This window comes from Micromonospora sp. CP22, from assembly GCF_009712475.1.
In the GTDB taxonomy this organism is placed as follows: domain Bacteria; phylum Actinomycetota; class Actinomycetes; order Mycobacteriales; family Micromonosporaceae; genus Micromonospora.
In genome coordinates, this window is record NZ_VCJO01000025.1 from 12,800 (window position 1) to 39,529 (window position 26,730).

Genomic DNA, 26,730 nt, shown 5'->3' on the forward strand with positions numbered 1-26,730 from the left:
CTGGCTGCCACCATCTTGCCATGAGCGAGTCTGCCCTCGGTGTCCGGTCCCTGGACCTGGTCGATCCCGCCACCTTCGTCGACAACGACGTGCACGCGTTCTGGCGGGAAGTACGGGCGACGAGGCCGGTCTACTGGCACGAGGCCACGCAGGGCGGTCCCGGGTTCTGGGTGGTGTCCCGGTACGCCGACGTCCAGGCGCTCTACCACGACGCGGCGCTCAGTTCCGAACGCGGCAACGTGCTCGATGTGGTGCTGCGGGGCGACGACTCGGCGGGCGGAAGCATGCTCGCGGTCACCGACGGACCGCAGCACCGGAAGCTGCGCAACCTGATGTTCAGCGCCTTCACCCCACGCGCGCTGGGCGAGGTGGTGGCCAAGGTCCAGATCCGCTCCACCGAACTCGTGGCGCAGGTCGTCGGTGCGGGGCCCGTCGACTTCGCCGCCGAGGTGGCCGACCAGATCCCGATGAACACCATCTGCGACCTGCTGTCGGTGCCGCTCGGCGATCGCAAGGACCTGTTGCAGTGGAACAAGATGGCGCTGTCGTCCGACCGGGCCGACAGCACCGACCTGGACGCGCTCAGCGCTCGCAACGAGATCCTGCTCTACTTCGTCGACCTGGCGCAGGAGCGGCGCGACAAGCCCGGCGACGACGTGATCAGCATGCTCGCCAGCGCCGAGGTGGACGGGGTCGCGCTGACCGTCGAGGAGATCGCGGTCAACTGTTACAGCCTGATCCTCGGCGGCGACGAGACGTCCCGGATCTCGGCGATCTGCGCGGTCCTGGCCCTGATCGAGAACCCCGACCAGTGGGAGGCCCTCCGCACCGGCGCGGTCGACCTCGATTCCGCCGTCGAGGAGGTGCTCCGCTGGGCGACCCCGGGGATGCACGTGGCACGCACCGCGGTGAGCGATCTGGAGATCCACGGGCACCGGGTCCGCCCCGGCGACATCGTCACCCTGTGGAACACCTCGGCGAACAACGACGAGGCGGTCTTCCATCAGCCGCGTCGGTTCACCCTGTCCAGGTCACCCAACAAACACCTCTCCTTCGGTCATGGCCCGCACTACTGCCTCGGCGCCTTCCTCGGCCGCGCCGAACTGCGGGCACTGCTGGCCACCCTGACCACCCAGGTGGCCCGGATGGAACTGTGCGGCAAACCGCGTCCCATCTACTCGAACTTCGTCTCCGGCTACGACACGCTGCCCGTCCGTTTCGAAACCGGCTGATTCACGGCGACACCGGGCGGCAGCCCCTGGGCGACCCGGCTACCCGTGTCCATCCCCGACGGGCGCGACCGCCGCGGCCGGGCGATCCCACCCCCGAGACCGCATTTCGAGAATGTCGAGGTGACCGTGAAAAACGTCTGTGTCATCGGCGCGGGCCCGTCGGGCCTCATCGCGATGAAGGAACTACTGGACGAGGGTCACACCGTGACCTGTTTCGATCACAACGCCGAGATCGGTGGAGTGTTCCGCGCGGACGCCGGCAACGACGAGCCGGCTGCCTACGACTCGACGCTGCTGACCATCTCCAACTACATGATGGCGTTCTCCTGCTTCCCGCCGCCGGAGAAGCAGGAACGGCGGTTCTGGACGGCCGCCGAGTACCGGCAGTACCTCAACGACTTCGCCGACACCTTCGGTCTGCGGCCCCTGCTGCGCCCCCGCACCGACGTGCTGAGCATCGCCAGGAGTGACACCGGCGACGGCTACGTGGTCGAGACCGCCTCCGTGGACGACCCCGCCGCCCGCACCAGCCATCAGTTCGACGCCGTGGTGGTGTCCAGCGGCACGCACCGGGTTCCCAACAAGGTCAGCCTGCCGGGTCAGGAGGACTTCACCGGGGTGATCACCCACTCGGCCTACTACCGCAACGCCGAGCCGTTCCGGGGCAAGCGGGTGCTGTGCATCGGCATCGGCGAGACCGCTGCCGACGTCGTCAACGAGATCGCCCAGGTGGCGGCGAGTTGCACCCTGTCGGTACGCCGCTGGCAGTCGGTCGTCGCACGGTTTCCGGGGAACCGCCCGCATCCGAACGACGCCTACACCTCGGAGATGCTCAACGCGTTGCCGCTGGCGGCCGCCACCGCAGTGCACCGCGTCGGGACGCTGATCGGCAAGCGGTTCGGCAAGAACCCGGTGAGCCGGGCGGTGGCCGAGTGGAACTCGCACAACAAGACCTTCTTCAACCACTTCCTGACCAAGAACGAGGCGTTCATCCACCGGATCGTCGACGGCACGCTGACGGTCAACGCCACCGGCATCGAGCGACTCGGTCCGGACTACGTCCAGTTCAAGGACGGCAGGCGGGTCACGATCGACACGATCATGCTGAACACCGGCTACACCGAGGACTTCACCCTGCTCAAGGACGTGCAGATCACCGACGTGCGCCAGATGTACAAGCACATGATCCACCCGGAGCTCGGCACCGGTGTGGTCTTCATCGGGTGGGCCCGGCCCGCGGCGGGTGGCGTCCCGGCCTGCTCGGAGATGCAGGCCCGCTACTTCGCGCTGCTGTGCAGCGGCAAGCGGACCCTGCCGCCGCCGGCCGAACTCGATCAGCTGATCAAGCGGCAGGCGGCCTACGAGGACGAGTTCTTCACCGGCAACCCCGAGCTGCGTACGCTGGTGCACTACAACCGCTACATGATCGATTTCGCCAAGGTGATCGGGTGCTCGCCGTGGCGACCGGAGGTGTTCCGCGAGCCTCGGCTGGCGTACCACCTCTGGTGCGGTTCGCAGGTGCCCCTCGTCTTCCGCCTGTACGGGCCGCACAGCGACCGGGAGAACGCCAAGCGCCGGATCCTGGAGCTACCGGTCGCCTTCGGCCCCGCGGAGATCATCCTGGCCACCGCGCTCACCGGTGTCACCCGCGCGCTCGGCGCGGTGGGCCTGGTGAAACGCGACGGCGTCTACTGACTCCGGAGCCGGCGGTACACGTCACCGCCGCGCGCCCGCTCCACCCGACAACCACGGTGAGCCGGGGTGCTGCCCACGACCGACGGTCCGGGCAGCACCCCACCCACGCCTACCGTGACCGCGCCATGATCTCGGCCAGCTCGGCCAGGCTCTCGGCCTCGAAGACCGAACGCATCGCGACGCTCACGCCCAACTCCTTACGCATCCGGCTGGCGAGCTTGGCCGCGAGCACCGAATGGCCGCCCAACTCGAAGAAGTTGTCCTGCGGCGTCACCTCGGTGAGGTCCAGCGTCTCGGCCACCAGGCCGCAGAGCAGCACCTCCAGCGAAGGCGCGTCACCGGTGGCGGGCGGGTCGACGGCGCCCGACGGAGCATCCTCCGGCCCGGGTCGCTGCTCGGCCGCAGCCGTCGCCGCCCGCTCGGCGAGTGCCTTGCGGTCGATCTTGCCGTTCAGCAGGGTGGGCAGCCGGTCCAGCACGACCACGGTCGACGGGACCATGTGGTCGGGCAGCGCCGCCCGCACGTGCTCGCGTACCTCCGCCGCCTCCGGACTGCGCTCCCCCGAGGCGGTCACGTAGGCGACGATGTGCTGGGACGAGGCGTCGGCGCCACCGAGCACCGCCACCGCCAACTCCACCGCCGGGTGGCTCTCCAACCGCGCCTCGACCTCGCCGAGCTCGACCCGGAAGCCGCGAACCTTCACCTGGTCGTCGACCCGCCCGGTGAAGTAGAGCTCGCCGTCGGCCGCGCGCCTGCCCCGGTCACCGGAGCGGTACATCCGGCTGCCGGGCGGGCCGTACGGGTTGGCGACGAACCGTGCCGCGGTCAGGCCCGGACGGTGCAGGTACCCCCGTGCGACACCGCTGCCGGCCAGGTAGAGCTCACCCTCGCCACCGTCGCGCAGATCCCGCAGCTGCTCGTCGAGCACGTACACCGCGCTGCCGTCCCAGGGTGACCCGATGCTCACCGCCTCCTGCACACCGTCGACCGGTCCACCGATCGACGTGCCGACGGTCACCTCGGTCGGGCCGTAGCCGTTGAACAGCCGCCGCCCCTGAGACCACTCGGTCGCCAGAGCCCTGGTGCAGACGTCCCCGGTGGAGGTGAGGGTGCCGCCGGACAACAGGCCCGCGCTGTCGGTGATGCTCAACGCCACCGGCGGTAGCGTCGCGTGGTCCACCCGGTAGGTCAACATCGTCTCGCGCAGCGAGTCACCGGGCATCAGGGCGTCCTGCTCGGCCATCACCAGCGTCGCCCCGTGCATGAGGGCCATGGTGAAGTCCCAGAACCAGGCGTCGAAACTGAACGACGCCCACTGCAACACCCGCTCGCCGGGGCGGATGCCGTACACCCGGGCCTGCGTGGAGACCAGGTCCGCCACCCCGGCGTGGGTGAGCGCGACGCCCTTGGGCACGCCCGTCGATCCCGAGGTGTAGATGACGTACATCAGGTTGTCGGCGGTCAGCGGTCCCAGCCGTTCGTCCGCGGTGACGTCGTCACCGCGTTCGCCCGCGCACTGCGCCACGCACTCCGCGGAGTCGAGCACCAGCTCCGGCACGCCCAGGTCCAGCGGGGCGACGCTGCCGGTCCGCAACAACAGCACGGCACGGGCGTCGGTGACCATGTGGGTCAACCGCTCGGCCGGGTAGGTGGGATCGAGCGGCAGGTACGCACCGCCCGCCTTCAACACGGCGAGGACCGCCGTGATCAGCGCGTCGGAACGTGGCACCGCGATCGCGACCAGCGAATCCGGCCCCACGCCGGCCGCGATGAGCCGACGGGCCAGTCGATTCGCGCGTGCGTTCAATTCCGGATACCCGACGACGGTTTCCCCGAAAATGACCGCCGGAGCCTCACCGGAGGTCAGCACGCTCGCCTCAAAGAACTCCGAAACAGTGTCCACTCCGCCTCCGACGCAGCTTTCCTGCCAATGTGTATCGACCATAGCCGTGGTCACACCACGCTTTGTCGTACGCTTTCCCGGGTCTTTCAGATTGCTTGCGCTCCGACGGACCGCACGATCGGATCCGGGTGACCGGTCGCGGTCAGGGTCGGATGAGGTCGACGGGGTCACCTCCGCTCACCGTGACCGGGACCTTCTCGACGCCGCCGTGACCGCCCGCCGGGTGTCCACCTGAGGGGTCGACGTTCGGGAGGCGGGCTCGACGAAGAAGCCACGGCCCCAGACGGTACGGATCGCGAGGCCGACGATCTCAAGACGTCGACGGAGCCGCATGACGTGCAGGTCGAGCGCGTTGCTCGACGAGCTGGCACCGGAGCTTTCCAGGATCTCCCGTAGCTCTGTCCGGTAGACCAGCTGGCCGTATCTGTTCAGCAGCGGCGCCAGCATCTCGCACTGCATCAGCGAGAGCGTGACGGATGTGTTGTTGAAGTACAGCATCCCGGCCGGGTCCAGCACCGGCTTCTCGTTGAGGACCGCCCGGGCCGCCAACTGGCGGATCCGGACCTGGAGGTCCTCCCGGCCGATCGGCGGGCGCACCCAGTCCTCGTAGATACTCAGTTGGTCTGGCGGTGCCGCGCCGTGCTCCACGATCAGCAGACAGAGATGCTGCTGCTCGTGGCATTCCGCGCGGATGTCACTCTCCGCAGGCCAACGTACGAACTTAACCAGGTTCTTGACATCGACCATCGCCTGCATCCCCCATAGCCACCATGTCTCGATGGGAATTAAGAAATGCCACCCCTGAGACACTCCTCACAGGTCTCTCTTCTTTCCGTCGAAGCGATCGGCCGGCGCGCCGGCCACCAGCGGGTGTTCCCGCCGGTCGGATGTGGAGGGCGGTAGCGCCGCTGCGACCCGCCCGTCGTGCCGTAGTGACCAGCGCACCAGTGGCCCCGTCGCCGCCGTGGTGAGCACCGCGACGAGCACCAGGACGCTGTAGCCCAACTGGTTGAGGAAGCCGGCTTGGTAGCCGATGCTCAACACGACCAGTTCGGTGACTCCTCGGCAGTTCATGAGCATCCCGAACCGCAGCGCTTCGCCGTTCGGCATCCCGGTCAACCGCGCCGCCCCGCCCGCCCCGATGATCTTGGTGACCAACGCGGCCACCAGCACCCCGATGAACACCAGCCAGGTGACCGGCGTGGTGCCCAGCAGCCCGATCGAGGTCGTCATGCCGACCCCGGCGAAGAACAGCGGCAACAGGATGAGCAGGGTGAAACCCTCCAGTTGCTGGCAGATCCGTTCCACGACCAGGGAGTCGCGCGGCACGGCGACGCCGAAGAGGAAGGCGCCCACCACCGGGTGCAGGTGGATGGACTGGGTGAGCACCGAGTAGCCGATCGCCCCGGCCACCAGCACCACCGTCAACGACGGGGCGGAACCCAGTCGTCGCACCAGCGCCACCAGCAACGGGCGTACGCACAGCGCCGTGACGAGGACCAGCGCGGCCCCGAGCAGCAGGACGCGTACTCCCCCACCGCTCGTGCTCTGCCCGGCCAACAGGAAGGCCAGCACCAGCCAGAGCAGCCCGTCGCCGATGGCTGCCGCCGAGATGGACAGCACACCGACGCTGGTGTGGCGCAGCTTCAGGTCGTCGAGGATCCGGGCCAGCACGGGCAACGCGGTCACCGCCATGGCCAGCCCGACGAACATCATCGTGCCCGTCGGCGAGTCCTGCGAGCCGACGAACAGACCACCGGTGAGGGCAACGATGCCCATCCCCGCCAGCCACGGCAGACCCATGCCGGCGACCACCACCGCGCCGACCACGCCCTTGCGCTCGATCCGGTCGGTACGCAGCTCACAGCCGAGCAGGAAGACGAAGATGACCAGACCCAGCTGAGCGACCTTGTCGAGCCCGTCCATCACCATCGGAGGGAACAGGAACCCGGTCGCCGACGGCCAGACAGCGCCGAGCAGCGACGAGCCGAGCACCAGGCCGCCGACCATCTCGCCGACGACCGACGGCTGACCCAGCCGCCGGGCCAGCGCCGCGATGGCCTGGCAGGTCACCAGGACCACCGCGATCGCGAGCAGGAATCGGGTGAGCGAGTCCCCGTCGGGCGAACCCGCCGTGTCCCACAGCGGCACCGTGCTCACCAGCACGACAAGCCCGAGGGCCGCACCGAGCAGGGTCCGGGTCCGTGTGGACAGGGTGATCACGCTCGCAAGCCGGTTGACCAGGTTCGGCCTGGGTCCGGGCCTACCCAACCGGCCCCCGACCCGGCGTCCCGCAGGCTCTTCGGGCGCATGTCGGTCCAGGTCCGGTCGATGTGGTCGACGACCTGGCGTCGGGCCGCCGGCCCGTACACCACGTGCCAACCGTCGGGGACGGCGATCCCGACCGGCCACAGGGAGTACTGTTCCTCGTCATTACGCAGGGCCAGGAATTCCTGGCTGTCGTCGTCGAACGGATTGGACACGCGGACAACCCCTCAGGATCTCGAATGGTTTCCGGACGGTGACAGGTCAGGGTTGTGGCAGGCCCCAGTCCTCGTGGCCGGTGAGCCGGCGAGGTCGGTGGGCGTCCGGCTGTCAGGTCGGCGCGGACGCCGGGTCCTCGATGAACAGTTGACGTGCCTTCGCTCGTTGCAGCTTTCCGCTGGTGGTCTTGGGAATGCTTCGTCTCGGGACGAGGTGCACCTGCGCCACGGGCACGCCGGTCTTCGCGCTGACCGTGCTACGCACCGCCTGGCGGAGCGCCTCCTGCTGATCGGCGGGTACGTACGACTCGACGATGAGGTGCAGTTCCTCGGAGTCTCCGTCCTCGGGTCGGTGACCGACGGCCACGACCGTGCCGAGTCGGATGCCCGGCACCGACTCGACGGCCTGCTCGAAGTCGGACGGGAAGTAGTTGGACCCACGGATGATGATCAGGTCCTTCGACCGTCCGGTGATGCGGATCTCGCCGTCTCGCAGGTAACCCACGTCGCCGGTCTTCCACCAGCCCGGCTCGGCGATGGACGCGGCGGTCTCCTCCGGCATGTCGAAGTAGCCGACCGTCCGGGCGGGGCTGCGGAACTGGATGTCACCGATCTGGTTGTCGCCCAGTGGGTTGCCGTCACCGTCGACGACCCGGACCTCGGTGTCCACGACGGGTGCGCCACAGGCGACGACGTGCATCGCGCTCGGGTCGCCCGGGTCGACGTCGATCGCCTGGCCGTGCGTGACGGCGGCGGTACGGTCGATGGTGTCGACCTGGACCGGTCCGTTGTCCCGCGCCATGGTGATGGTCAGGGTGGCCTCGGCCATGCCGTAGCAGGGCATGAGCAGGTCCCGTCGCAGGCCCCACCGGGCGAACCGGTCGACGAAACGCTGGACCGTGCCGGGGTGGATGGGCTCCGCTCCGCAGAACGCCATCCGCCAGGACGACAGGTCCACGTTCTCCATGTCACTGTCGCGTACCCTGTCGGCCGCGTAGCCGTAGGCGAAGTTGGGCGCCGCCGAGAAGTTCCCCCTCGTCGCGCTGATGTTGCGCAGCCACTCGACCGGCGAACGCAGGAACTGCGTCGGGGGCATGAGCACGGTGTTGCTTCCGACGAACGTCGGAACCATCAACCCCGACATGAGGCCCATGTCGTGGTACAGCGGCAGCCAGCTCACTCCCGTCTCGTCGATCGACCATCCCGTCGCCTTGACGTTCTGCGTCATGTTCGCGGACAGGTTGGCGTGTGAGATCATCACGCCCTTGGGCCTGCCGGTCGATCCAGACGTGCACTGGATGAACGCCAGTTCGTCCTCGGAAGGCAGCCGGAACTGCCGCAGTGACGCCTCGGCCGACGCCGCACGCTCCAGCAACACGTCACCGTCGACGAACACCGTGTCCACCACGGTCTCCGACGCCTCGACCACGGCACCCTTGGCCACCACCGCCGCCGGCCGCAGATAGGCCACCAGCTCCTTGACCTGACCGTCGAACCCGGCCGCGCGCCCGAAGCTCGTCGGCACCGCGATCGCCGTCGGGGCCGCGCCGAGCAGCTGGCAACCGAAGAACGCCGTCACGAACGTCCAACTCGTCGGCAGACACAGCAGGACCCGATCGCCTCGGCCCACGCCGTAGTCGGCGAGGACCGCCGCGCACCGCATGGCCTCGTCGAGGACCTCGTCGTACCGGCGCGACTCCAACCGACCCGGCTCGGGCACGACCGTCATCTGCTTACCGTCCGACCCACGCTCCGCCTGCGCCACCAGCGCATGCGTCACGGTGGGATGGTTCGGAACACTACCCCTCATCAACCCGCTCCTCACAACCTAGGACGGCCCTACCCCACAACCCGTGACGAGTCCGGAGGCGATGCTTGTGGCTTGCCGATCCGGTCCCGAACCGCACGGTCAACTCGTCGACCACGTTCCGCACCACGTGGTCTCTCGCGATGTCACTGCTCACCCGACCCGCCGTCTGCGGTGGACCGCCCGTTCCCCTCGGGCTCCTCGGTGCCGTACCGCCGCACCGCCAAGGCGAACGAGGAACCAGCCTCGGAGCACACCCATACCGGCATCGACAGACCGCCGAACGAGGCGACCAGCCCGGCGTCGGACCGGACCAACCCGATCCGCCAGAACAGCAGGCCGTCCGCGACCACCGTCCCGGCCAACGCCTTGAACGCCGCCTCCTTGGCCGAGAACAGCTCGACCGGACTGTGCCGGCCGGCCGGCGCCAGCAGGGTGCGTCGCTCCCGATCGTTGAGAACAAACCTGGCCATGCGCTCGGTGACCGCCGCATCCTCGATGTCGACGCCGACCCCGGCCGCACCGGGGACCACCGCCGCGACCGCCATCCGGTCGGTGTGGGCGATCGACCCCGGGTACCCACGCGGGAAGTCCGGCCTGCCGCCGGTGGCGCGCGGGACGGCCCGCACCGCCGATCCCGCTGCGGCCAGTGCCGCCGCCGCGGCCTGACGACCGGCCTCGGACTGCTCACGCGGCCCGTACGGCGGCGGCACCGGGCACCACCGAATGGACGCCTCCGGCGTGACGGCGGTGGGGGTCCCGAGTACGGCGGTCACCGAGTCACCTCACACGCGCAGCGCCACGACGTGGTCGGCGAGCGAGCTGATCGAGCGCAGCACCTCCGGTTGGATGTCGTCGTCCCACTCGAAGCCGAACGCGTCCTCCATCCGCACCAGCAGGCTGACCAGGGCCGCCGAGGACAGTCCCTGCTGACGCAGCGACACCGTGTCGGATACGTTCCGCACGAAGCTGTCCGGGCCGTGCATCTCGACCAGCAGCTCACGGATGCGCTGCCGGGTCTGGGTTACCTGGTCAGGCATTCGCCTCGACCTCGTCGACGAACTTCGCCACCAACGCCTGGAAACCCGACGCGTCATCCAGGAACGGCAAATGCCCCGCCCCCGGCATGATCTCGCAACGACCATCAGGGAACTTCGCCGCCAACTCCTGCGCCCCCGACGGACTCAACAACACATCATCATCACCAATGACCACCAACGTCGGCGCCTGAACCCGAGCCAACAGATCCGGACTCGACTCACCAGTCAACGCCAACTTCAAACCATTGGTCAGATCCTCCTTGGTCGACAAAGCCAAAAAGCTCTCCCGCAACCCAAGGAAACCCGGAGTACCCAACTCCTCGATCATCTCCGCACCGAACACCTCCGGATACAGATGCGCATACAACGCCGCCATACCGTGATGCTCCAACGTCAACAACCACGCCCGCTGCACCAGACGATGCCGACGCATACCCCGAGGACCAAGCGCCGGACCCGCCAACACGATGCCCTTGACCCGATCCGGATACTTCAACGCCACATCACGAGCCAACACCGTCGAAATCGACGTCGACAACAAATACGCCTTATCGATCTCCAACGCATCCAACAACCCGACCACGTCATCCGCGTGATCATCCCACGACGGATACGTCTCCGGATGCGACGACCGACCATGACCCCGCAGGTCATAACTCACCACACGATGAGCCACCGACAACTCATCCGTGACCACCCGCCACGCCGGAGTCGTCATAAAAAAATTGTTCAGCGTCAACACAACCGGACCAGAACCGGTCGACTCGTAATACAACTCAACACCATCACGCACCCGAGCCCGCACCGCATCCTCGCGATACTCCAACTCAAGACGCTCAAGAACCTCACCAGCAGACACCACATCCCCCTTTATTCACACCTGCGCGCCGAGCGCGCATTCGGGTGACTGCATCACGTCCCGACGGCACCCCCGACGAATGGGCACCACCTCAACCGGCAGAGCCCCCCACCCGGGCGCCGCCTTCAATGACGCCGCCTTCTACCGCAAAAGCCGTGCCGATCTCGTAGCATCGCGCGTACTCCACTCTTGCCCTAAAGCCGGCGGGACACTTCCGCACGCTATCACTTGATCGACGTACTGCAATCCGTTAATTCTGCATACCACCCTGTGCGCTTCACACGCGGCGCACGAAGAGGATGGTTCGTCCTAATTACAGAGACCCTCCCGGTGCACTTCAATCATTGGATTTGTCCATGCCATGTCGGATAAGCGGCTGCGCGAATCGGTCGGATCCCACTGCGCTGCGACAAATCCGCCTCAGGCATACATGAAGGACCTGTGGACCGCCGGGAACGTTGTGCTCCCGGCGGCCCACAGGTCCGGCACCACCCCAGCCGGTGGCACTCAGCCGGTCCCCGGCACGAGGCGACGACCTAACGCGCGTCCCGCCACATGAAGCTGGTGTTGATGCCGAGGATCGCCTCCTGGGAGACCACCCGGAAGCCGAACCGCTCGTAGAGCACGACGTTGCGGTCGACGTCCGCCTGGAGAAAGGCCGGCACCCGCTGCTGATCGACATCGTCGAGGAATGCCGCGAGCAGCGCCGATCCGATCCCGTACCCCTGCTGCTCCGGGTGGACGGCGATCGGTCCGATGTGCCAGTGCGGCTTCTTCGGCTCGTGCTTGGCCCGCCCGCCGATCACCTTCAGGGCACGCGGCAGACCGAGGCCCATCGTGCGGACCTGCGACGGGATCGACTTGATCTTCTCGCCGACCGTCATCTGGCAGTGCGGCCACTGCGCGGCCTTGAGCACCCCGGCGAGCCGGCCCTCCCGCTCGGCGACGAGCACGTGGCTGGCGCTGTTGCTGAGCTTGAGGGTCAGGGCCGCGTTCTCCATGATCCGGGCAGCCTTGTCCTGGTTACCGCCGGCGATGGCCAGGTTGCTCGGGTTGAGGGCGAACGCGAGCCCGACGATCCGGCTCGCTTCGGCCATCTCAGCCGGTGTGATTCGCCGTACGGTGACATCGCTCATATATGAACCTCCGGGTCGGGTAGGTGGGGTGCTAGCTCGCCACCCACGGGTTCGTCGAAACGTCCGCCGTGGTGATGCGAGTGGGGTGGAACCCGTGTCGACGGGCCAGTTCCAGAGCGGACAACACCCCGGCGACGGACAGGCCGCCGTAGGACGGACTGGCCATCTCCGGTTCGAGACCCAGCAGGATCGTCTCCGCCAGACACGAGTAGACGACCCCCGGTGGCAGGGTGATGCCCGGGAAGTGTGGCGTCTGTCCACCCGGGAGCCGGATTCGACCACCGGAGACGAGGGTGACGTTCGGCAGGCCCGCCACCGCCGGGTGGGCGTCACCCGGCACCGCGAGATCGCAGACGAGCACCTCCCGGTCCGCCGAGAGGTGGGTGGGCAGGATGACCGGGTCGGCCGCGTTGGTGGCGCTGACCACGATCGGGCAGTCACGCAGCGCCTCGAGGTCCTCGGCGACCGAGACGTCGGTCAGGTGGGCCACCCGTTTCGCGACCGTGGCGAGTCGGCGCCCGGAGCCGGGCCGGCCGACGAGGACGAGCGACTCACAGTGCGGGGCGACCAGGTCGGCCATCACCGCGCCGATGTTGCCGATGCCGCCGACCAGACCGACCCGACGTGTACCGGAACCACTGCTGGCCAGGTGACGCTGAAGCAGGTCGTAGGCGCAGGCCGCGGTGAGCGAGTTGCCGGAGGTGATCCGTATCTCGTGCTCGACCACATCCCGTCCGGCACCGGTCACGATCGAGGTGTAGCCGCCCAGACCGACGACGTCGCCACCGAGTTCGACGCCCAGTTCCACCGCGTCCAGCACCGTCTGGGACAACCAGGGCCGTTGCCCGGCCCGCATCGCGTCGACCGCCTGGGCGGCGGTGAACGGCACCGCCACCACACTCAGGTCGGCCACCCGTCCGGTCTCCGAGGCGATCCGGTGTCGGACGACCTCGAACGGGCTCAGCTCGCCGCGCATCCGGTCCAGGGCCGCCGCGCACCGGCCGTCCGACCACTCCGCCAGCTCCGGGGCCAGCGAACGCACCGTGGAGGCGTTGTCGAGGTTGGCGAGGAACACCACACGCGGGACGTCACCGTCGTGCTCGACCCGCCGACGGCGAGGCGGCGCCGGCACGTGCTGACGTGGCCGCCAGGCTCCGGTCGGCGGCACGGCCAGGTGCGCCAGCAACGTCGCGTAGTCGCCCTTGGCGATCAGGCCGGCCACGTCGTCGAAGGCGGCGGCGGCCCGCTCGATGTCCGCGGTGTCGATCAGGGCGGACGGTTGTACGCGTACGGTCGTGGGCGCGGACAGGGTGGGCATGACCCGGACCCGGTGTGCGTGCAGCAACCGACCCGCGATCAGGAAGCCGAGCGACTCGGCGTCGAACACGGCGCGCAGCAGGGCCGACTCCGGCTGGGGCACCCGGAACTCCACCCCGAGGAGGAGTCCCCGGCCGCGCACCTCCGCGATCGCCTCCGGCCACCGTTCGGCCACCTTGACCAGTTGGTCACGCAGTTCCGCACCGACCACGGCGATCCGGTCCCGGTGACTCTCGTACAGGTCCAGTGCGGCCGTGGCGATCAGCGCGGAGAAGTCGTCTTCGGCGAAGGTGGACGTGTGGTGGCGTCCGAAGTCGGCGACATAGCGGTCAGCCGCCACCATCATCGCCGAGATCTTGGCCAGGCCACCGCCGAGCGACTTCGACAGCAGATAGTAGTCGGCGACCACTCCGGACGGCTCGGACGCCAGGAACGTGCCGGTGCGGCCCATGCCGCACTGGATCTCGTCGAACACCAGCACCGTGTCGTGCCGGTCGGCCAACGCGCGCAGGGCCGCCAGGGTCTCGGTCGGGACCTCGCGCACCCCGGCCTCACCCTGGACGGGCTCGACGAAACAGGCGGCGACCGGTGACAGGTGACGGGCCGCGGAGTGCGGCACCGCGTCGGCGTCCACGGTGACGGTGCAGATCTCGACCAGACGGTCGTCGAGCGCCGCCACCACCGCCTCGGGCGTCCAGTCGGTCAGTCGGACCCGCTTCGGGCCGGGAACGTGCAGGTCCTCGGGCACGTTGGAGCCGTGCGTCAGGGTTCCCGCAGCGGTGGTCTTGCCGTGGAAGGCGTTGCGCAGCGAGACCAGGACGGGCTCGGCCGCCAGGGCTTCGGTGACCTTCTCGATCGCCTCGGTGATCACCTCGCCGCAGTGCCGTCCGGCAGCCGGCCCGGTCGCGCAGGCGGTGTCGGCCAGGCCGTCGCGGTGCAACCGGCGCAGGGAGCGATCGAGTTCCTCGCGCAGCGCGCCCAGCCGACGACGCCGTTCGACCACGGCGTGCTTCACCGCAGCCTCGACCGCCTCCGCACCGGTGGACCCGAGCGTCACGACGTAGTCCACCCCGGTGGTGGCCCGCACCAGCGTCGACAGCTTCGCGGCCAGCGCGGCCGCCCCCGGGCGGATACTGGCCTGGGCGTTGAAGGGAAGCTGCTCGTCGAGGCACTGTCGGGCGACCGCCACCAGCGCCGGATGGTTGTGCCCGAACAGGGACGAGCCGGCACCGCCGACCAGGTCGAGCACCTGGTCGGCGGCTTCGGCATCCGTTGCCGGCTCCGGTGTGAGATGGTCGCCGCGCCCACGGCGGTACGCCACGTCCAGGTTGAGGGCCTGGAAGAGGCGACCCAGTTCGGGTCGGGCGTAGCGACCGAAATCAAGCTCGGCGCTCATGTCGCGCCGACCTCGTTCCCGACCCGCATCCGCATCGACGCGGTCACCTGTTCCACCACGTCGCGCAGGGTCCGCATCGACGCCGCCTGCCCGTCGGACACCTGCACGTCGAACAGGGACTCCATCTCCACGATCAGGTCGATCGAGCGCACCGAGTCCAGGCCGTAATCCACCAGCGGCGTGTCCGGATCCAACTCCGCCACCTGCAACCGGCGACGGAACAACTCGTCAACCACATCCAGAACTTCGCGATCCATTGCGCTCCCCCTCCTCACGCAACGTGCCGTCCCGGCCAGCGCCTTGGCAGCCGTCTGGTTGGCCGAGAACAACTCGTTCCGGTTTTCCTGACCGTTACCTGGTCAGGCATTCGCCTCGACCTCGTCGACGAACTTCGCCACCAACGCCTGGAAACCCGACGCGTCATCCAGGAACGGCAAATGCCCCGCCCCCGGCATGATCTCGCAACGACCATCAGGGAACTTCGCCGCCAACTCCTGCGCCCCCGACGGACTCAACAACACATCATCATCACCAATGACCACCAACGTCGGCGCCTGAACCCGAGCCAACAGATCCGGACTCGACTCACCAGTCAACGCCAACTTCAAACCATTGGTCAGATCCTCCTTGGTCGACAAAGCCAAAAAGCTCTCCCGCAACCCAAGGAAACCCGGAGTACCCAACTCCTCGATCATCTCCGCACCGAACACCTCCGGATACAGATGCGCATACAACGCCGCCATACCGTGATGCTCCAACGTCAACAACCACGCCCGCTGCACCAGACGATGCCGACGCATACCCCGAGGACCAAGCGCCGGACCCGCCAACACGATGCCCTTGACCCGATCCGGATACTTCAACGCCACATCACGAGCCAACACCGTCGAAATCGACGTCGACAACAAATACGCCTTATCGATCTCCAACGCATCCAACAACCCGACCACGTCATCCGCGTGATCATCCCACGACGGATACGTCTCCGGATGCGACGACCGACCATGACCCCGCAGGTCATAACTCACCACACGATGAGCCACCGACAACTCATCCGTGACCACCCGCCACGCCGGAGTCGTCATAAAAAAATTGTTCAGCGTCAACACAACCGGACCAGAACCGGTCGACTCGTAATACAACTCAACACCATCACGCACCCGAGCCCGCACCGCATCCTCGCGATACTCCAACTCAAGACGCTCAAGAACCTCACCAGCAGACACCACATCCCCCTCATCCCATGTCGACGCTCAAGCAGCAGGAAGGACTGCGGCGAATCCGGCGACGACGTCGGCAGCCGACGGCTGGTCGGTGAGAGAGCCGCAGGACAGACCGCAGTACATTGCCATTTCCTCGATCCGGCCGGTGGTCGCCACAGTAGGCACCGCGGCACTGAAACGAGGCACCAGATATGACCGGTCCTCCACCGAGGTCCGGCCGATGAACCGCTTCGGTTGCCCCGGGTTCTCGGTCACCGGCGTGGCCAGCACCCGGTGCCGCCGACCAGGCCACCCGATCTCGTAGACGTCGGTGATCACCGTGTCGTCCCCGTCAGCCGCGCAGACCGCCGCCTTGAAGTGGGGATGCGCCCAGGACTCCCGGGCCACGACGAAGGCCGTCCCCAGCAGCACTCCGTCGGCTCCGGCGGCCACCGCCCGCGCCGCGTCGGCAGGCGACCCGATGCCACCCGCCGCGACGACGCAGGCCTCGGGCAGCCGGTCACGCAGCTGGGCGACCAACTCGTCCCGACGCGACACACCGAGCAGGTGCCCACCCGCCTCGATGCCCTGCGCCACCACCACCGCGCCCCGCTGCGCCGCCAGCACCCCGTCCTCGACGGTGCCGACCTGCACCACCAGAGCCCGGCCGGCGGCAGTGACCTGCTCGAACACCGCCTCCTCAGGCATGCCGAACAGCGACACGTAGACGTGCGGCGGCGTCTCGGCGAGCACCTGCTCCACCTGGCGGGCGAGATCGTCGGGCCCGACCACCTCGGGGATGAGGTTCACGCCGACCGGACGCGACGTTCCCGAGGCCAACCGGGTCAACACCGCCGACAGCGGCTCGCCGATGAGTTTGTAGCCGCCCACGCAGCCGGCGGCGCCCGCCTCGGAGACCGCGCACGCCAGCTCCGTGCCGGCGACGCCGCCCATGCCCGACTGGAGCAGGGCCACGTCGATGCCGAGCACCGTCGCCACGCTCGATCGCATCAGCCCAGGCTCTCCACTGCGGACACCGCGGCCTCGACGCCACCGAAACGCGCCGTCAGCGTGTGCACCCACCGCTCGACACCGAACGCCAGGCAACTGGTGTGGGCGGTGTCGCCACCGGCCTGGATCTCGCACCGCTCGCCGAAGAAGTTCCGGTGGTAGTTGACCGAGCCGATGGCCAGGCCGTCGACGACGAACTCCTCCTTGACCGGGAACAGCCGCTGCATCTTGGCCTTGCCGCTGTTCTTGTCGAAGAACGGGTCCGTGGCGACCTCGACCTTGACCTCCAGCCCCACTTCGGCGCAGAGCGCCAAGACCGCGTCCTTGGCCCGGCCGAGGTGCTGCTTGGCCCCCTCTTCCTGACCGATGAAGACGATCTCCCGCATGGAGAAGCCGAGCAGCCGCTGTAGGCCGTCGTAGTGCTCCTCGTTGCGGAAACAGGTGCCCAGGGTGGTCCGCACGACGCCCTCGTCGGGCAGCACCGAGCCGGCCAGGTCGAGGTAGATCGCGTAGCACGCGGCCGAGGGCAGGGCGAACTCCGCGGGCCGCATCACGTCGGCCGGCACCTGCTCCACCGGACGAGACGACGTCGCCAGCAGCGTGCCCACCCGCTCCGGGTCGAGCCGGGCAGCCGCCAGCCCGAGGTGCGGGAAGTTGTCGTAGTAGTCGAAGGTGTCCAGGTCCCGAGTGCGCAGCAGGAACGGGAACCGGAACTCCTCGGCCCCCCAGCCGTCCGCCAGGCGCCGGAACACCGCGTCGACCGCCCGCAGCAACCGCAGCTGGTCGCCGTTGAGAACCCTCAGGCCATTGTCGGTAACGGTGGTCATGACGCCGCCTTCTGCTTCAGGAACCGCGCCCCGATCGCGTTGAGGGTGCGGAAGTCGTCGAGGTCGAGTTCCTCGGGGTCGATCGACTCGCCGGTCAGCTCCTCCAGCAGGAAGATGAACTCGACGAAGGCCAGCGAGTTGATCGCCCGGCTGTCGATCAGGTCGAGGTCGTCGTCCAGCTGTTCGAGCTTGGGGTTGCGCTCCAGGATGAAGTTCCGGACCGCCTGCATCGCATCGGTTGTCACTTGACCAGTTCCCTGCCCACGCCGGACTTCGTCAGGAAGGTGCGCGTCCGCTTGAGGATCCGCTCGTGCGCGGCGTGCCGGGCCGGGTGCTCCAGAGCACGACGCCGCAGGGCCAACGCGTCCGGGATGCCGGCGTCGCGGTAGGCCGCGGGGTTGTAGAGGGTGGCGATGCTGTACCGCAGGTAGTTCTCCAGGTACTCGGCGACCAGCGGCACCTCGGCCGGGTCACGCTTGGCCACCTGGCCGAGCAGGTTGGTGAAGATCATCCGTCCGAACGCGACGTGCCTGCTCTCGTCCTGGTGGTGCACCCGGTTGATCTCGCGGGCGATGTGCGGCAGCGACTCGTCGGTGGCCATGTACGCGTTGTAGTGGTCGACGATCTCCTCGAAGATGAGGATGCGGGCGAAGACCACCAGCTCGCGGGCGACCGGCGACAGGTGTTCCACCGAGTCGGCCTGCAGCGTCGGCTGGGCCGGGTAGAGCTTGCCCCCGTAGCGCAGGCAGAACTGCGCGAAGAACCACATGTGCTCGTTTTCCTCACCGATGAAGTGGTGCAGGAACTCCGAGACGTTCGCGTAGGTCCGCTCGTGGATGCGCATCACGACTTCGCTCATCAGCTCGCGGATGCCGTGGATGTTGAGGCTGAAGAAGTTGATCGCCTCGTACTTGGTCAGCGCGATCTGCTGCTCTCGGGTGAGCTCGTCCCACATCTCCGTACCCGCGAGAGTGGTCAGGCTCTCGCTCATCCACGGCTTATCGGGCTCGATGGCGTCCGGCCAGTCGAACAACGTGTACGGGTTGTAGTACCCCGACTCGGCCATGTGCTCGAGCCGGTCCAGCTCCAGCTCGATCGGCTCGATCTCTCGTACCGCCATTGTCTGTCGTCCTCCCCGATAGGTGGTTCAAGAGGTCAGGTTGTTCACCGCGCCGACCGGATGTCGGCACGCACCAGCGCTGGCTGCGGCGAACCGCATTCGTGGCGTCCGAAGGACGCGTTGCCGGAGGCGGTGGACGGGATGACCTTGTTGTAGAGCGACCCGAGACACAGCTCCTGGAACTGCTCGGTGTCGGCCGACAGGCGCGCCGCCAACTGCGCCTTGGCGATGTCGACCGTCTTGGTCAGCCCGTCGTCGTCGGTCACCTCGACGCACGCGTGCGGTAGGTCGAGCGCGCCGCCGAGCACCCCGGTGAACCAGCCCCGCTTCGCCTCGGCCCGGTATCCCGCGGCCCGGAAGCGCTCCGCCAGCAGCAGGCTCGCCGCGATGCAACTGGTCACCCCCAGCTCGTGTACGAGCGGGTAGTCGGCCTGCATCGGTACCGGAATCATGTGCCAGCGGTAGCCCGCGTTCAGGTAGTCGCGGGTCAGCGTCCGCAAGGTCGGCGAGACCAGAGGGGTCCGGGCACCGGTGTTGGTGACGGTCGCGACGTACTCGGCCGACCCCTCACTCGGCGCGAGCGGCGTGATCTCCTCAAGGTGACCGCCGTACCGGACCACGTCGGGCCCCTCCAGCCGCCACGGCGCCACCCCCGCGCACTCGTGGCACTCCAGTCGGACCCGGAAGCTCCAGGTCTTCGGCCGCAGCAGGTCGTCGAGCGGCCGTCCGGCGAACCGGAACAGCATTCGGAACGCCAGCTCGGGCTGCGTATTCGACCGCTGCGAGTACATGCCGAGGTTGTACAGATCGTTCGGGTCGAAGTACCGGACGCCGTCACGGTCCTCATGCGGCAGGCCGGCGTCGACCAGCCGGTCCACGTCAGCCGCGTCGCAGTGCAGCATCTCCCGCGCCACGGACTCCGGCTGGGTCTTGTGGGAATACTGGTCGGGAACGAATGTGATCGCCTCGGCGACCTTTTCCCACGGCTGGCACGCACTTACTTGTTGCTGTGGCACGGTCTCTCCCCCAGGCAGATTCAACCGGGTCGGCGACCCGCGTCACCACCGGTCACGACCGCACAGGAATACGAAACGCCCGGAAACGGGCTATTAGCATGGTTCGCTACATTCCGCCGGGCCCTGCCTGACCCTGTGGAACACCAACGCACGCTACCACCTGCCAGACGCCCCGCAATCCATTAATTTCGCATATCCAGCTATGCGCTTTCCACGCATCGCACGATTACGACGATTCATCCACCGGGCCGGGAGATCGCTTCGCCACCGCACCCGGAAAGCGCTCCCGCGAGGGGCCGGCACGATAGCTTGTGAGCGGAGTTTTAGCAGCTCAGGACGGTTGACCGCAGTGTCGTACATCCGATCGAACGCAACCGTTGTGGGTTACGTCACACAATGCGATAGGCGCATTGCGGCCGAATGAAAGGCAGTGACAGCCCAGCGCGGTCCGGTAACGACTTTCTCCGACGCCCCCACAGATCGCCGCAACCGCCGAGATCCCCCGACGCATATTCGATCTGCACCTTGCACGCGCGGATCGACGACTGGGTAACTGTCGAGGCCACGTCGGGAAGTCGACTTTCCACGGAACTGTGGTCGGCACTACGGCAACAGCCCGCGCACGCATCCGGGCGTGCGTTCCTCACGGTCATATTCCGAGCGGGCGTCGGTATCGTATGGTGCCGCACAACGGACGCCCGACGCGTGGACGAGATGTCGTGTGACAGGGCGCGGATCGGCGGGCCGCAGTCGCCCGACCAAGCCATTGAAGGGGCCACCATGCCGTTGGATCGGATACTCCGGAGACTCATCGCCTGGCAGCACGCCGACGGTGCGCCGACGCCGCTCCGCGCGATGTCGATCGAGCAGGCCCGCGAGCGCTACCGGGCGAGCGCCCTGCGCCCCCGACGCCAGGACGACGCGACGGTGACCGTCGTCGACGAGAAGATCGACAGCTCGGACAACACGTCCATCCGGTCCAGGGTGTACACCCCGCAGGACCACACCGACCGGGTGGTCACCTACCTGCACGGCGGCGGCTGGGTGACCGGCGACCTCGACACCCACGACCTGGCCTGCCGCGTGCTCGCGGCGTCGCTGGGCGCGGTCGTCGTCTCGATCGACTATCGCCGGGCGCCGGAGTTCCCGTACCCCACGCCGCTGCACGACGCCATCGCGGCCGCCCGGTGGACGAGCCGGATGTACCCCGAACACCACCACGTCCTCGCCGGCGACAGTGCCGGCGCCCACCTCGCGCTCGGCGTCGCACTCGACGCCCGCGCCGACGGCGACCCGCGGATCACCGCGCTGCTGCTGATGTATCCGCCGGTCGACCCGACCCTGCGGATCGCCGCGGCCGGTCCGCACACCGACGGGTACCTGCTGTCGATCGACGATCTGGCCTGGTGTTACGCGCAGTACCTGCCCGATCCCGAACACCGGAACGACCCGGCCGTCGACCTGCTGCACGCGGACCTGACCGGTCTACCGCCGACGGTGGTCGCCACCGCCGAGTACGACCCACTCCAGCGCGAGGGTGAACTGCTGGTGGAGAAGCTGCACACCGGTGGCGTGCCGGTTCGTCACGTGCCGGGGCCGGGACTCGTGCACGGTGCCTTCCTGATCCAGGACATCGTGCCCGCGGCGGCCACCAACGCGCAGCAGGTCATCCGGGAGCTCGACGCACTCCTCACATCCACCCGACAGCCCCCCGCATAGTCGTCCGTCGGTGCGCGCCGGGTCCGCCCGGCGCGGCTCACGACGCCGTGACCACCAGCGGCTCACCGTCGCTGTAGACCGCGACCAGGTCGCCGTCGAGGAACCGACGGCGCATCGCCGGCCGCTTCACCTTTCCGCTCGTGGCCCGCACGACACCGCCGCGACGCAGCAGGAACGTCCCGTCGGCGCGGAGGCCGAACTCACGGTCAAGGGTGCGGTTGATCTCGTCCGCCAGGTGCCGAAGTCGGTCCTCGGACGGCCGTCCGTTGACCTCGGAGACGACGACCAGGGCGTCGCCCGACGCGGATCCTTCGCTCGGGACCGTGAAGATCGCGCTGATGATGCCCAGACCACGGATCTGGGCCCGCAGCGCCCGCTCGATCTCCTGCGGATAGAGGCAGCGCCCGTCCACGACGAGCAACTCGGCCACCCGCCCGGTCACGTACAGCTCACCCCCGTGCAGGGTGCCGAGATCCCCCGTACGCACGTAGCCGTCACCCGACACCGCCGGGTCGGTCGTGGCCTCGTCACCCCAGTAGCCCCGGCACACGCTGGGGCCGCGTACCCAGATCTCGCCGATGGACCCGGCGGGCAGCGCCTCCCCGGTGCCCGGATCGGCGATCAGCACCTCGACGTCGCGTGGCCTGCCGCAGCTGACCACCGCCTGGCCCACGGTGGAGGGAATGAACCGGTGCCGCTCCAGACCGTGCTCGTCCACCCTGGTCACCACCGCCCGGCGGAACGGGTCGGTGGACACGACCAGGGTCGCCTCCGTCAGGCCGTAGCTGGGGCACACGACGTCGTCGCGGAGGCCGGCCGGGGCGAACCGCTTGGCGAACGCCTCCAGCGTCTCGATGTGTACCCGCTCCCCTGCGCTGACCCCGACTCGCCAGCGGGACAGGTCCAGCTCGGCCAGTTCCTCGTCGGTCACCCTGGCCTGGCACATCGCGAAGGCGAAGTCCGGAGCTGCGGAGGCGTGGACGTCGTACTCGTCGATCAGGCGCAGCCAGAGGTACGGACGCCGGATGAAGGCGGCGGGATGCATCAGCACGCAGCCGCCGCCCACCAGCAGGGCGGGCAGCAGGTGGCCGAACAGACCCATGGCGTGGTGCAGCGGCACCCAGCCGCCGAGTCTGGTCCCGGCGCTCAGCTCGTACGCACGACGCTGCGTCTCCACGTTGTGCAGGAGATCGCCGTGGCTGACCAGCACTCCTCTGGGCTCGTCGATCGCGCCCGAGGTGTACTGGAGGATCGCCGGTGTGTCGTGTTCCGGCTCGATCGGCGACCACGACTCCGCGTCCTCGGCGGCGTCGCCGTCGGTGGTCATCAGCGGCAGGTCGGCCAGCCCGGTCGAGCGCATCCACTCCGCGACGTGCCCCGCCTCGGCCGTGTCGGTCAGCACCGCCGAGACTCCGGCGTTCTCCGCGATACGCCGTGCCCGCGATCGCTCGTGCGGATAGCCCGGCAGGGGTGCCGGCACCGCGACCATCCCGGCGTAGAGGCAGCCCACGAGCGCCGCGACGAACTCGAACCCGGTGGGATACAGCAACAGCACCCGGTCGCCTACCCGGCCATGGGCCGCGAGCCACGCCCCAACCCGCCGTGCCGCGGCGTCCACCTGGGCGAACGACCAGCGCTGGTCGGCCGCCACGTCGTCGACGACGATCAGTGCGGTGCGCTCCGGCGCCGACCGGACGTGCTCACGAATCGCTGTGACGGCATTGGCGGTACGCGACGAATCCATCATTGCCCGGTTTCCTCTCCCTGCCGTGCGCACGACTCACCAGCACCACCGATGACTCCTCGCGGTGCCTCAGGAACTCAACAAGCAACGAAAAGTTTTGGTACGGCAACAACACGGACTGTCAGCGAGCTGAAGAATCGCCGAGATCCGCAGGTTAGCATCGGCGAAGTGCGGCATCCACCGAATCGTCGCACTAATGAGATTCACATACCTGCGGCATTAGGAACGCACACGTGTGATCTCAGGTCACCCAAACAGCCCCACTCGAAGAATAAAGCCAACGTTTACCAAGGGGAAAGGTTCTGCAAAGAAACGGACGCGAGGTGCGCCTAGTAGCCCCAGCTCCAACCACACCTCGCGAAACGGTCAGATCCAGTGCGACTCCCGGGCGATCCGCAACGCGTCGATCCGATTGCGGGCCTTGAGCTTGGTGACCACCGACGACAGATAGTTGCGCACGGTGCCGTCGGACAGCCGCAACCTGGTGGCGATCTCGCCGACCGTGTCCCCCTGGTAGACGTACGTGAGCACGGACAGTTCGCGCGGTGTCAGTGGACAGTCCCCGTTGCCCAGTGCAGCCACCGTCAGCTCTGCGTCGAAGACGCGTTCCCCCAGGTGGACACGGCGGATGGCATCGAAGAACTGGCGCGGCGGGACGTCGCGCTGCACCAGGCCGGCGATGTCTCCGGCGAACGCCCGCCGCACGACCGGCCGGGTGAACGAGGTCGCGAGCAACATGCTCCGGCAACCCGGGATGCTGGCCACCTTCTCGGCGAACGCGACCGCGTCGCTCTCCTCCCGCTGGAAGCTGATGATCACGACGTCGGGTCGGTGCAGCTCGGCGAACTCCACCGTATCCAAATAGTTTGCTGTCGAACCGACGACGCGGAACTCCTCCTCCTGCGCCAGTAGTGCAGTGAGCGCAAAACGGGACAGATGCAGAACGTCGGACACCAGTACGTCGATTGCCACGTATTCCCTCCAGACGGTTCCCCGACCGCGCCGTTGGGGGCCCGGCGCGCACCCTCGACGTCATAATGTCACACGCGTACGAAAATCTGAAGGTCGATATCCGACAGCAGGCTAGACACCTTTCGCTACCACTGTGGACATTCGCCGATGCAAGATTGCGACAACCGTGACAGTGTCAAATTAGCGATAGCCGACCAACTATCCGGAGCTGCGACAGACGCGGGAAGATCGCGACATTTCAGCCCGATGTGACAAGAGGCCGACAGGCTCTCGCGACACCTCGGGGTGTGCGTCAGAAGCGCCGACGCGGCGATAGCGCCGATCCCGCATATGTCGGATGTGAGACCGATGCACCCGTACGAGAGGACGTGTGGAGCGGAGGCCAGGTCACGGACCGACGGCCCGGCCGGCCAGCTCGTCGTCGAGGCCGGCGAGGAGGTCCTGCGGCGCCCGCATTCGCCACGCGTCGGTGACCAGTTCGGCGAGACGCTCGACGGTGACCGCCGCCAGCCGCACCATGACCAGCGGAAGCCCCTCGTAGGCGGGGGTGGTGAAGAACAACCTGCGGACGTTCGCGTCGTCAGCCGACCGGCCGTGGTGGAGCCGACGGAGCAGCCCACCACGACCGGGACGCGTCGACGTGTCAGTTCGTCGTCGCGGGCGGCGTCAACACCGCCAGCCGGCGGGCGACGACCAGCAGCACGTAACCGATGACGGCGAGCAGCAGTCCGAGCCCCATGGCCAGGGCTGCGACCCCGAAGGACACCACCGAGGTGAACAGGGAGGCCCGCAGGAACGACCCGGTCATCACGACCTGCCGCGTCGGGTCCTCACGGTCGAGCTCGGCGTACGTCCGGCCACCGCTGGCCTCCAGCGCGTGCCGCTCGATGACCTCAGCCTCGGCGTACGCGGTGAGCGGGCCGTCGATCCTCTCTCCGGCGAACCACTTCGCGTCCTCGGAGACGGTGATCCGCTCGTCGGCGAGCTGTCGCTGCACCGTCAGCCACGTCGCGCCACCGGCCACCAGCATGATCAGCCCCGCCGCGATCACCAGCACGGACAGCGCCCGGACAACACCGCCGGGTGTCGTCGACTTGTCCGCGCCTGCCTCGACCGTCTTCGCCATGGCATCCCCTTCGTCGTCGCTGCCCGCACCGGCGGTGCGGGCAGCCCCAGTGTGCACGATCATCAGTATCGACGTATCGAGTGGTGCCTGCATCTGGCGGCGACATACCAGGGGTGGGCGGTGGCCTCCGGTGGATACGGGCGGGGCGGCGGGGAGGTCGATGCCACCCCGCCGCCCCGGTGCCCGTGGATCAGGACGTGAACCTGTCCAGTGCCAGCTCGATGGCACCACTGTCCGGCTGGGCGTACGACTTCATGGTCTCCTTGTTGTAGGAGATGAAGCTCGGGCAGCGCACTGCCGGGGCGTTGATCCGACCGCCCTCACCGATCTTCTCGCCGGTCTTGGCGGCGTAGAAGGTCAGCGTGTAGCGCGAGGAGACGTAGTCGACGGTGACCTGCTTGTCGTCGCTGCTCTTGTACTGGCACTTGCGCGGGGTGCCCTCGCTGCCCTCCTCGAAGGTGAGGCAGCCGACGACGGACACCGAGGCCCACTCGGCGGTCTTGGCGTAGTACGGCTTGTCGTAGCCGACCGACTTGCTCAGCCAGGACTGCGGACGCTCCGGGGAGTTCGCGAACGTGTAGATCTTGGTGCCCTTCGCGCCGGTGTAGGGCGCGGCGTTGAGGATCGGGCTTCCCTCGCACACGGCGGACATGTCGCTGGAACTGCGAGCGGTCACAGCGTTGTTGTTGTCAGGCTGCTCCTCCGGCGGCGGAGGGGCCGCCGGTGAGGTGCTCGGGTCCGCGGGGGCGCTGGTCTCCGCCCCCGGCCCGGCGATCGGATCCTCATCGTCGTCGGCCAGCACGAAGAAGCCGATCACGCCACCGCAGGCGACGAGGACCGCCATCACGACGGCGCCGATCCCCAGACCGAGCCAGAGGCCCTTGTTCGAGGACTTCGGCGGCTGTGCCCCGTAGGGCGGCGGCGGAGGCGGCGGCGGGGCCGCTGCGCCGTACGGCGAGGGGTACCCGCTCGGGGTGACCGGGGAACCGGGCGGAAGGGGCTGACCGACTGGCGAGCCAGGCGGACCGACCGGGGAGCCGGATGGTGAGCCCCACGGGTTGGCGTTCGGATCCGGCTGCTGCCCACCGTACGGCGGGTGGCTGTCACTCATCTGATGCCCTTGTC

At 68.1% G+C, this 26,730-nt stretch carries 25 protein-coding genes; 3 read left to right on the forward strand and 22 right to left on the reverse strand.

Annotation, left to right across the window (positions count from 1 at the left end; all coding sequences use genetic code 11):
- The first annotated feature begins 20 nt into the window (after positions 1 to 20).
- Entirely contained in the window at positions 21 to 1,232 is a 1,212-nt protein-coding gene (locus tag FF096_RS24145; RefSeq protein ID WP_155221862.1) for a cytochrome P450, read from the forward strand.
- Positions 1,233 to 1,352: 120 nt separating this feature from the next.
- Complete coding sequence (locus tag FF096_RS24150) at positions 1,353 to 2,927, forward strand: NAD(P)-binding domain-containing protein (protein WP_155221863.1); 1,575 nt, start codon at positions 1,353 to 1,355, stop codon at positions 2,925 to 2,927.
- Between the two features lie 109 nt (positions 2,928 to 3,036).
- On the opposite strand, the gene FF096_RS24155 is transcribed toward FF096_RS24150, so the two are convergent.
- The 17 genes from FF096_RS24155 to FF096_RS24235 form a co-directional block, all read right to left on the reverse strand.
- Positions 3,037 to 4,830 (reverse strand): non-ribosomal peptide synthetase, encoded by a 1,794-nt coding sequence (locus tag FF096_RS24155; RefSeq protein ID WP_309223856.1) that lies wholly within the window; start codon positions 4,828 to 4,830, stop codon positions 3,037 to 3,039.
- A gap of 177 nt (positions 4,831 to 5,007) precedes the next feature.
- Entirely contained in the window at positions 5,008 to 5,577 is a 570-nt protein-coding gene (locus tag FF096_RS24160) for a helix-turn-helix domain-containing protein (RefSeq protein WP_155221865.1), read from the reverse strand.
- Positions 5,578 to 5,643: 66 nt separating this feature from the next.
- Positions 5,644 to 7,053, reverse strand: coding sequence for a cation:proton antiporter (locus FF096_RS24165; protein WP_196222625.1), 1,410 nt, complete (start codon positions 7,051 to 7,053; stop codon positions 5,644 to 5,646).
- Complete coding sequence (locus FF096_RS24170) at positions 7,050 to 7,313, reverse strand: MbtH family protein (RefSeq protein WP_309223857.1); 264 nt, start codon at positions 7,311 to 7,313, stop codon at positions 7,050 to 7,052. Before FF096_RS24170 ends, FF096_RS24165 begins: the two co-directional genes overlap by 4 nt.
- Positions 7,314 to 7,425: 112 nt before the next feature.
- Positions 7,426 to 9,093, reverse strand: coding sequence for a fatty acyl-AMP ligase (locus FF096_RS24175; RefSeq protein WP_196222626.1), 1,668 nt, complete (start codon positions 9,091 to 9,093; stop codon positions 7,426 to 7,428).
- A gap of 173 nt (positions 9,094 to 9,266) precedes the next feature.
- Complete coding sequence (locus FF096_RS27380; protein WP_155221868.1) at positions 9,267 to 9,896, reverse strand: 4'-phosphopantetheinyl transferase superfamily protein; 630 nt, start codon at positions 9,894 to 9,896, stop codon at positions 9,267 to 9,269.
- A gap of 9 nt (positions 9,897 to 9,905) precedes the next feature.
- Positions 9,906 to 10,160, reverse strand: a complete 255-nt coding sequence (locus FF096_RS24185) for a phosphopantetheine-binding protein (protein ID WP_196222627.1) — start codon at positions 10,158 to 10,160, stop codon at positions 9,906 to 9,908.
- A complete protein-coding gene (locus tag FF096_RS24190) occupies positions 10,153 to 11,019 on the reverse strand; it encodes an alpha/beta fold hydrolase (RefSeq protein WP_155221870.1) in 867 nt (288 codons plus the stop codon). Before FF096_RS24190 ends, FF096_RS24185 begins: the two co-directional genes overlap by 8 nt.
- Before the next feature lie 536 nt (positions 11,020 to 11,555).
- The gene (locus FF096_RS24195; RefSeq protein WP_155221871.1) at positions 11,556 to 12,155 is read right to left on the reverse strand and encodes a GNAT family N-acetyltransferase; all 600 of its coding nucleotides are present in this window, start codon (positions 12,153 to 12,155) and stop codon (positions 11,556 to 11,558) included.
- 31 nt (positions 12,156 to 12,186) lie between these two features.
- Positions 12,187 to 14,868 carry an aminotransferase class III-fold pyridoxal phosphate-dependent enzyme gene (locus tag FF096_RS24200; RefSeq protein WP_155221872.1) on the reverse strand — a complete coding sequence of 894 codons (2,682 nt, stop codon included), beginning with the start codon at positions 14,866 to 14,868 and terminating at the stop codon, positions 12,187 to 12,189.
- Positions 14,865 to 15,125, reverse strand: coding sequence for an acyl carrier protein (locus FF096_RS24205; protein ID WP_155221873.1), 261 nt, complete (start codon positions 15,123 to 15,125; stop codon positions 14,865 to 14,867). Before FF096_RS24205 ends, FF096_RS24200 begins: the two co-directional genes overlap by 4 nt.
- A 102-nt stretch (positions 15,126 to 15,227) precedes the next feature.
- Complete coding sequence (locus FF096_RS24210; RefSeq protein WP_155221870.1) at positions 15,228 to 16,094, reverse strand: alpha/beta fold hydrolase; 867 nt, start codon at positions 16,092 to 16,094, stop codon at positions 15,228 to 15,230.
- A 27-nt stretch (positions 16,095 to 16,121) separates the two neighbouring features.
- Positions 16,122 to 17,081 (reverse strand): nitronate monooxygenase family protein, encoded by a 960-nt coding sequence (locus tag FF096_RS24215; RefSeq protein WP_155221874.1) that lies wholly within the window; start codon positions 17,079 to 17,081, stop codon positions 16,122 to 16,124.
- Positions 17,081 to 17,908, reverse strand: a complete 828-nt coding sequence (locus FF096_RS24220; RefSeq protein WP_155221875.1) for a hypothetical protein — start codon at positions 17,906 to 17,908, stop codon at positions 17,081 to 17,083. Before FF096_RS24220 ends, FF096_RS24215 begins: the two co-directional genes overlap by 1 nt.
- Entirely contained in the window at positions 17,905 to 18,153 is a 249-nt protein-coding gene (locus FF096_RS24225; RefSeq protein WP_230462911.1) for a phosphopantetheine-binding protein, read from the reverse strand. Before FF096_RS24225 ends, FF096_RS24220 begins: the two co-directional genes overlap by 4 nt.
- Entirely contained in the window at positions 18,150 to 19,028 is an 879-nt protein-coding gene (locus FF096_RS24230; protein WP_155221876.1) for a diiron oxygenase, read from the reverse strand. The genes FF096_RS24225 and FF096_RS24230 overlap by 4 nt, the downstream gene beginning before the upstream one ends.
- Positions 19,029 to 19,072: 44 nt before the next feature.
- On the reverse strand, positions 19,073 to 20,044 hold the full coding sequence (locus tag FF096_RS24235; RefSeq protein ID WP_155221877.1) for a hypothetical protein: 972 nt from the start codon (positions 20,042 to 20,044) through the stop codon (positions 19,073 to 19,075).
- 780 nt (positions 20,045 to 20,824) lie between these two features.
- Here FF096_RS24235 and FF096_RS24240 point away from each other — a divergent pair.
- Positions 20,825 to 21,763: an alpha/beta hydrolase gene (locus tag FF096_RS24240; RefSeq protein ID WP_196222628.1), complete on the forward strand. Its 939-nt coding sequence runs from the start codon at positions 20,825 to 20,827 to the stop codon at positions 21,761 to 21,763.
- Between the two features lie 37 nt (positions 21,764 to 21,800).
- Here the strand turns inward: FF096_RS24240 and FF096_RS24245 are convergent, their stop codons facing one another.
- The 5 genes from FF096_RS24245 to FF096_RS24260 all read right to left on the reverse strand — a co-directional run bounded on the left by FF096_RS24245 (position 21,801) and on the right by FF096_RS24260 (position 26,716).
- On the reverse strand, positions 21,801 to 23,510 hold the full coding sequence (locus FF096_RS24245; RefSeq protein WP_155221879.1) for a fatty acyl-AMP ligase: 1,710 nt from the start codon (positions 23,508 to 23,510) through the stop codon (positions 21,801 to 21,803).
- Between the two features lie 363 nt (positions 23,511 to 23,873).
- Positions 23,874 to 24,479: a response regulator transcription factor gene (locus FF096_RS27385; RefSeq protein ID WP_155221880.1), complete on the reverse strand. Its 606-nt coding sequence runs from the start codon at positions 24,477 to 24,479 to the stop codon at positions 23,874 to 23,876.
- Between the two features lie 387 nt (positions 24,480 to 24,866).
- Positions 24,867 to 25,040, reverse strand: a complete 174-nt coding sequence (locus FF096_RS26415; RefSeq protein WP_309223858.1) for a hypothetical protein — start codon at positions 25,038 to 25,040, stop codon at positions 24,867 to 24,869.
- Between the two features lie 82 nt (positions 25,041 to 25,122).
- On the reverse strand, positions 25,123 to 25,662 hold the full coding sequence (locus FF096_RS24255) for an aromatic ring-opening dioxygenase LigA (protein ID WP_309223859.1): 540 nt from the start codon (positions 25,660 to 25,662) through the stop codon (positions 25,123 to 25,125).
- 133 nt (positions 25,663 to 25,795) lie between these two features.
- On the reverse strand, positions 25,796 to 26,716 hold the full coding sequence (locus FF096_RS24260) for a hypothetical protein (RefSeq protein ID WP_155221881.1): 921 nt from the start codon (positions 26,714 to 26,716) through the stop codon (positions 25,796 to 25,798).
- Positions 26,717 to 26,730: the final 14 nt, after the last annotated feature.

What these genes read in the sequence shown, in the direction of transcription:
- FF096_RS24205 (WP_155221873.1), bottom strand. Translation starts at nt 15,125, where the DNA reads ATGGATCGCGAAGTTCTGGATGTGGTTGACGAGTTGTTCCGTCGCCGG.
- FF096_RS24200 (WP_155221872.1), bottom strand. Translation starts at nt 14,868, where the DNA reads ATGAGCGCCGAGCTTGATTTCGGTCGCTACGCCCGACCCGAACTGGGT.
- FF096_RS24185 (WP_196222627.1), bottom strand. Translation starts at nt 10,160, where the DNA reads ATGCCTGACCAGGTAACCCAGACCCGGCAGCGCATCCGTGAGCTGCTG.
- FF096_RS24215 (WP_155221874.1), bottom strand. Translation starts at nt 17,081, where the DNA reads ATGCGATCGAGCGTGGCGACGGTGCTCGGCATCGACGTGGCCCTGCTC.
- FF096_RS24220 (WP_155221875.1), bottom strand. Translation starts at nt 17,908, where the DNA reads ATGACCACCGTTACCGACAATGGCCTGAGGGTTCTCAACGGCGACCAG.
- FF096_RS24195 (WP_155221871.1), bottom strand. Translation starts at nt 12,155, where the DNA reads ATGAGCGATGTCACCGTACGGCGAATCACACCGGCTGAGATGGCCGAA.
- FF096_RS24245 (WP_155221879.1), bottom strand. Translation starts at nt 23,510, where the DNA reads ATGATGGATTCGTCGCGTACCGCCAATGCCGTCACAGCGATTCGTGAG.
- FF096_RS24230 (WP_155221876.1), bottom strand. Translation starts at nt 19,028, where the DNA reads ATGGCGGTACGAGAGATCGAGCCGATCGAGCTGGAGCTGGACCGGCTC.
- FF096_RS24260 (WP_155221881.1), bottom strand. Translation starts at nt 26,716, where the DNA reads ATGAGTGACAGCCACCCGCCGTACGGTGGGCAGCAGCCGGATCCGAAC.
- FF096_RS24160 (WP_155221865.1), bottom strand. Translation starts at nt 5,577, where the DNA reads ATGGTCGATGTCAAGAACCTGGTTAAGTTCGTACGTTGGCCTGCGGAG.
- FF096_RS24240 (WP_196222628.1), top strand. Translation starts at nt 20,825, where the DNA reads ATGCCGTTGGATCGGATACTCCGGAGACTCATCGCCTGGCAGCACGCC.
- FF096_RS24145 (WP_155221862.1), top strand. Translation starts at nt 21, where the DNA reads ATGAGCGAGTCTGCCCTCGGTGTCCGGTCCCTGGACCTGGTCGATCCC.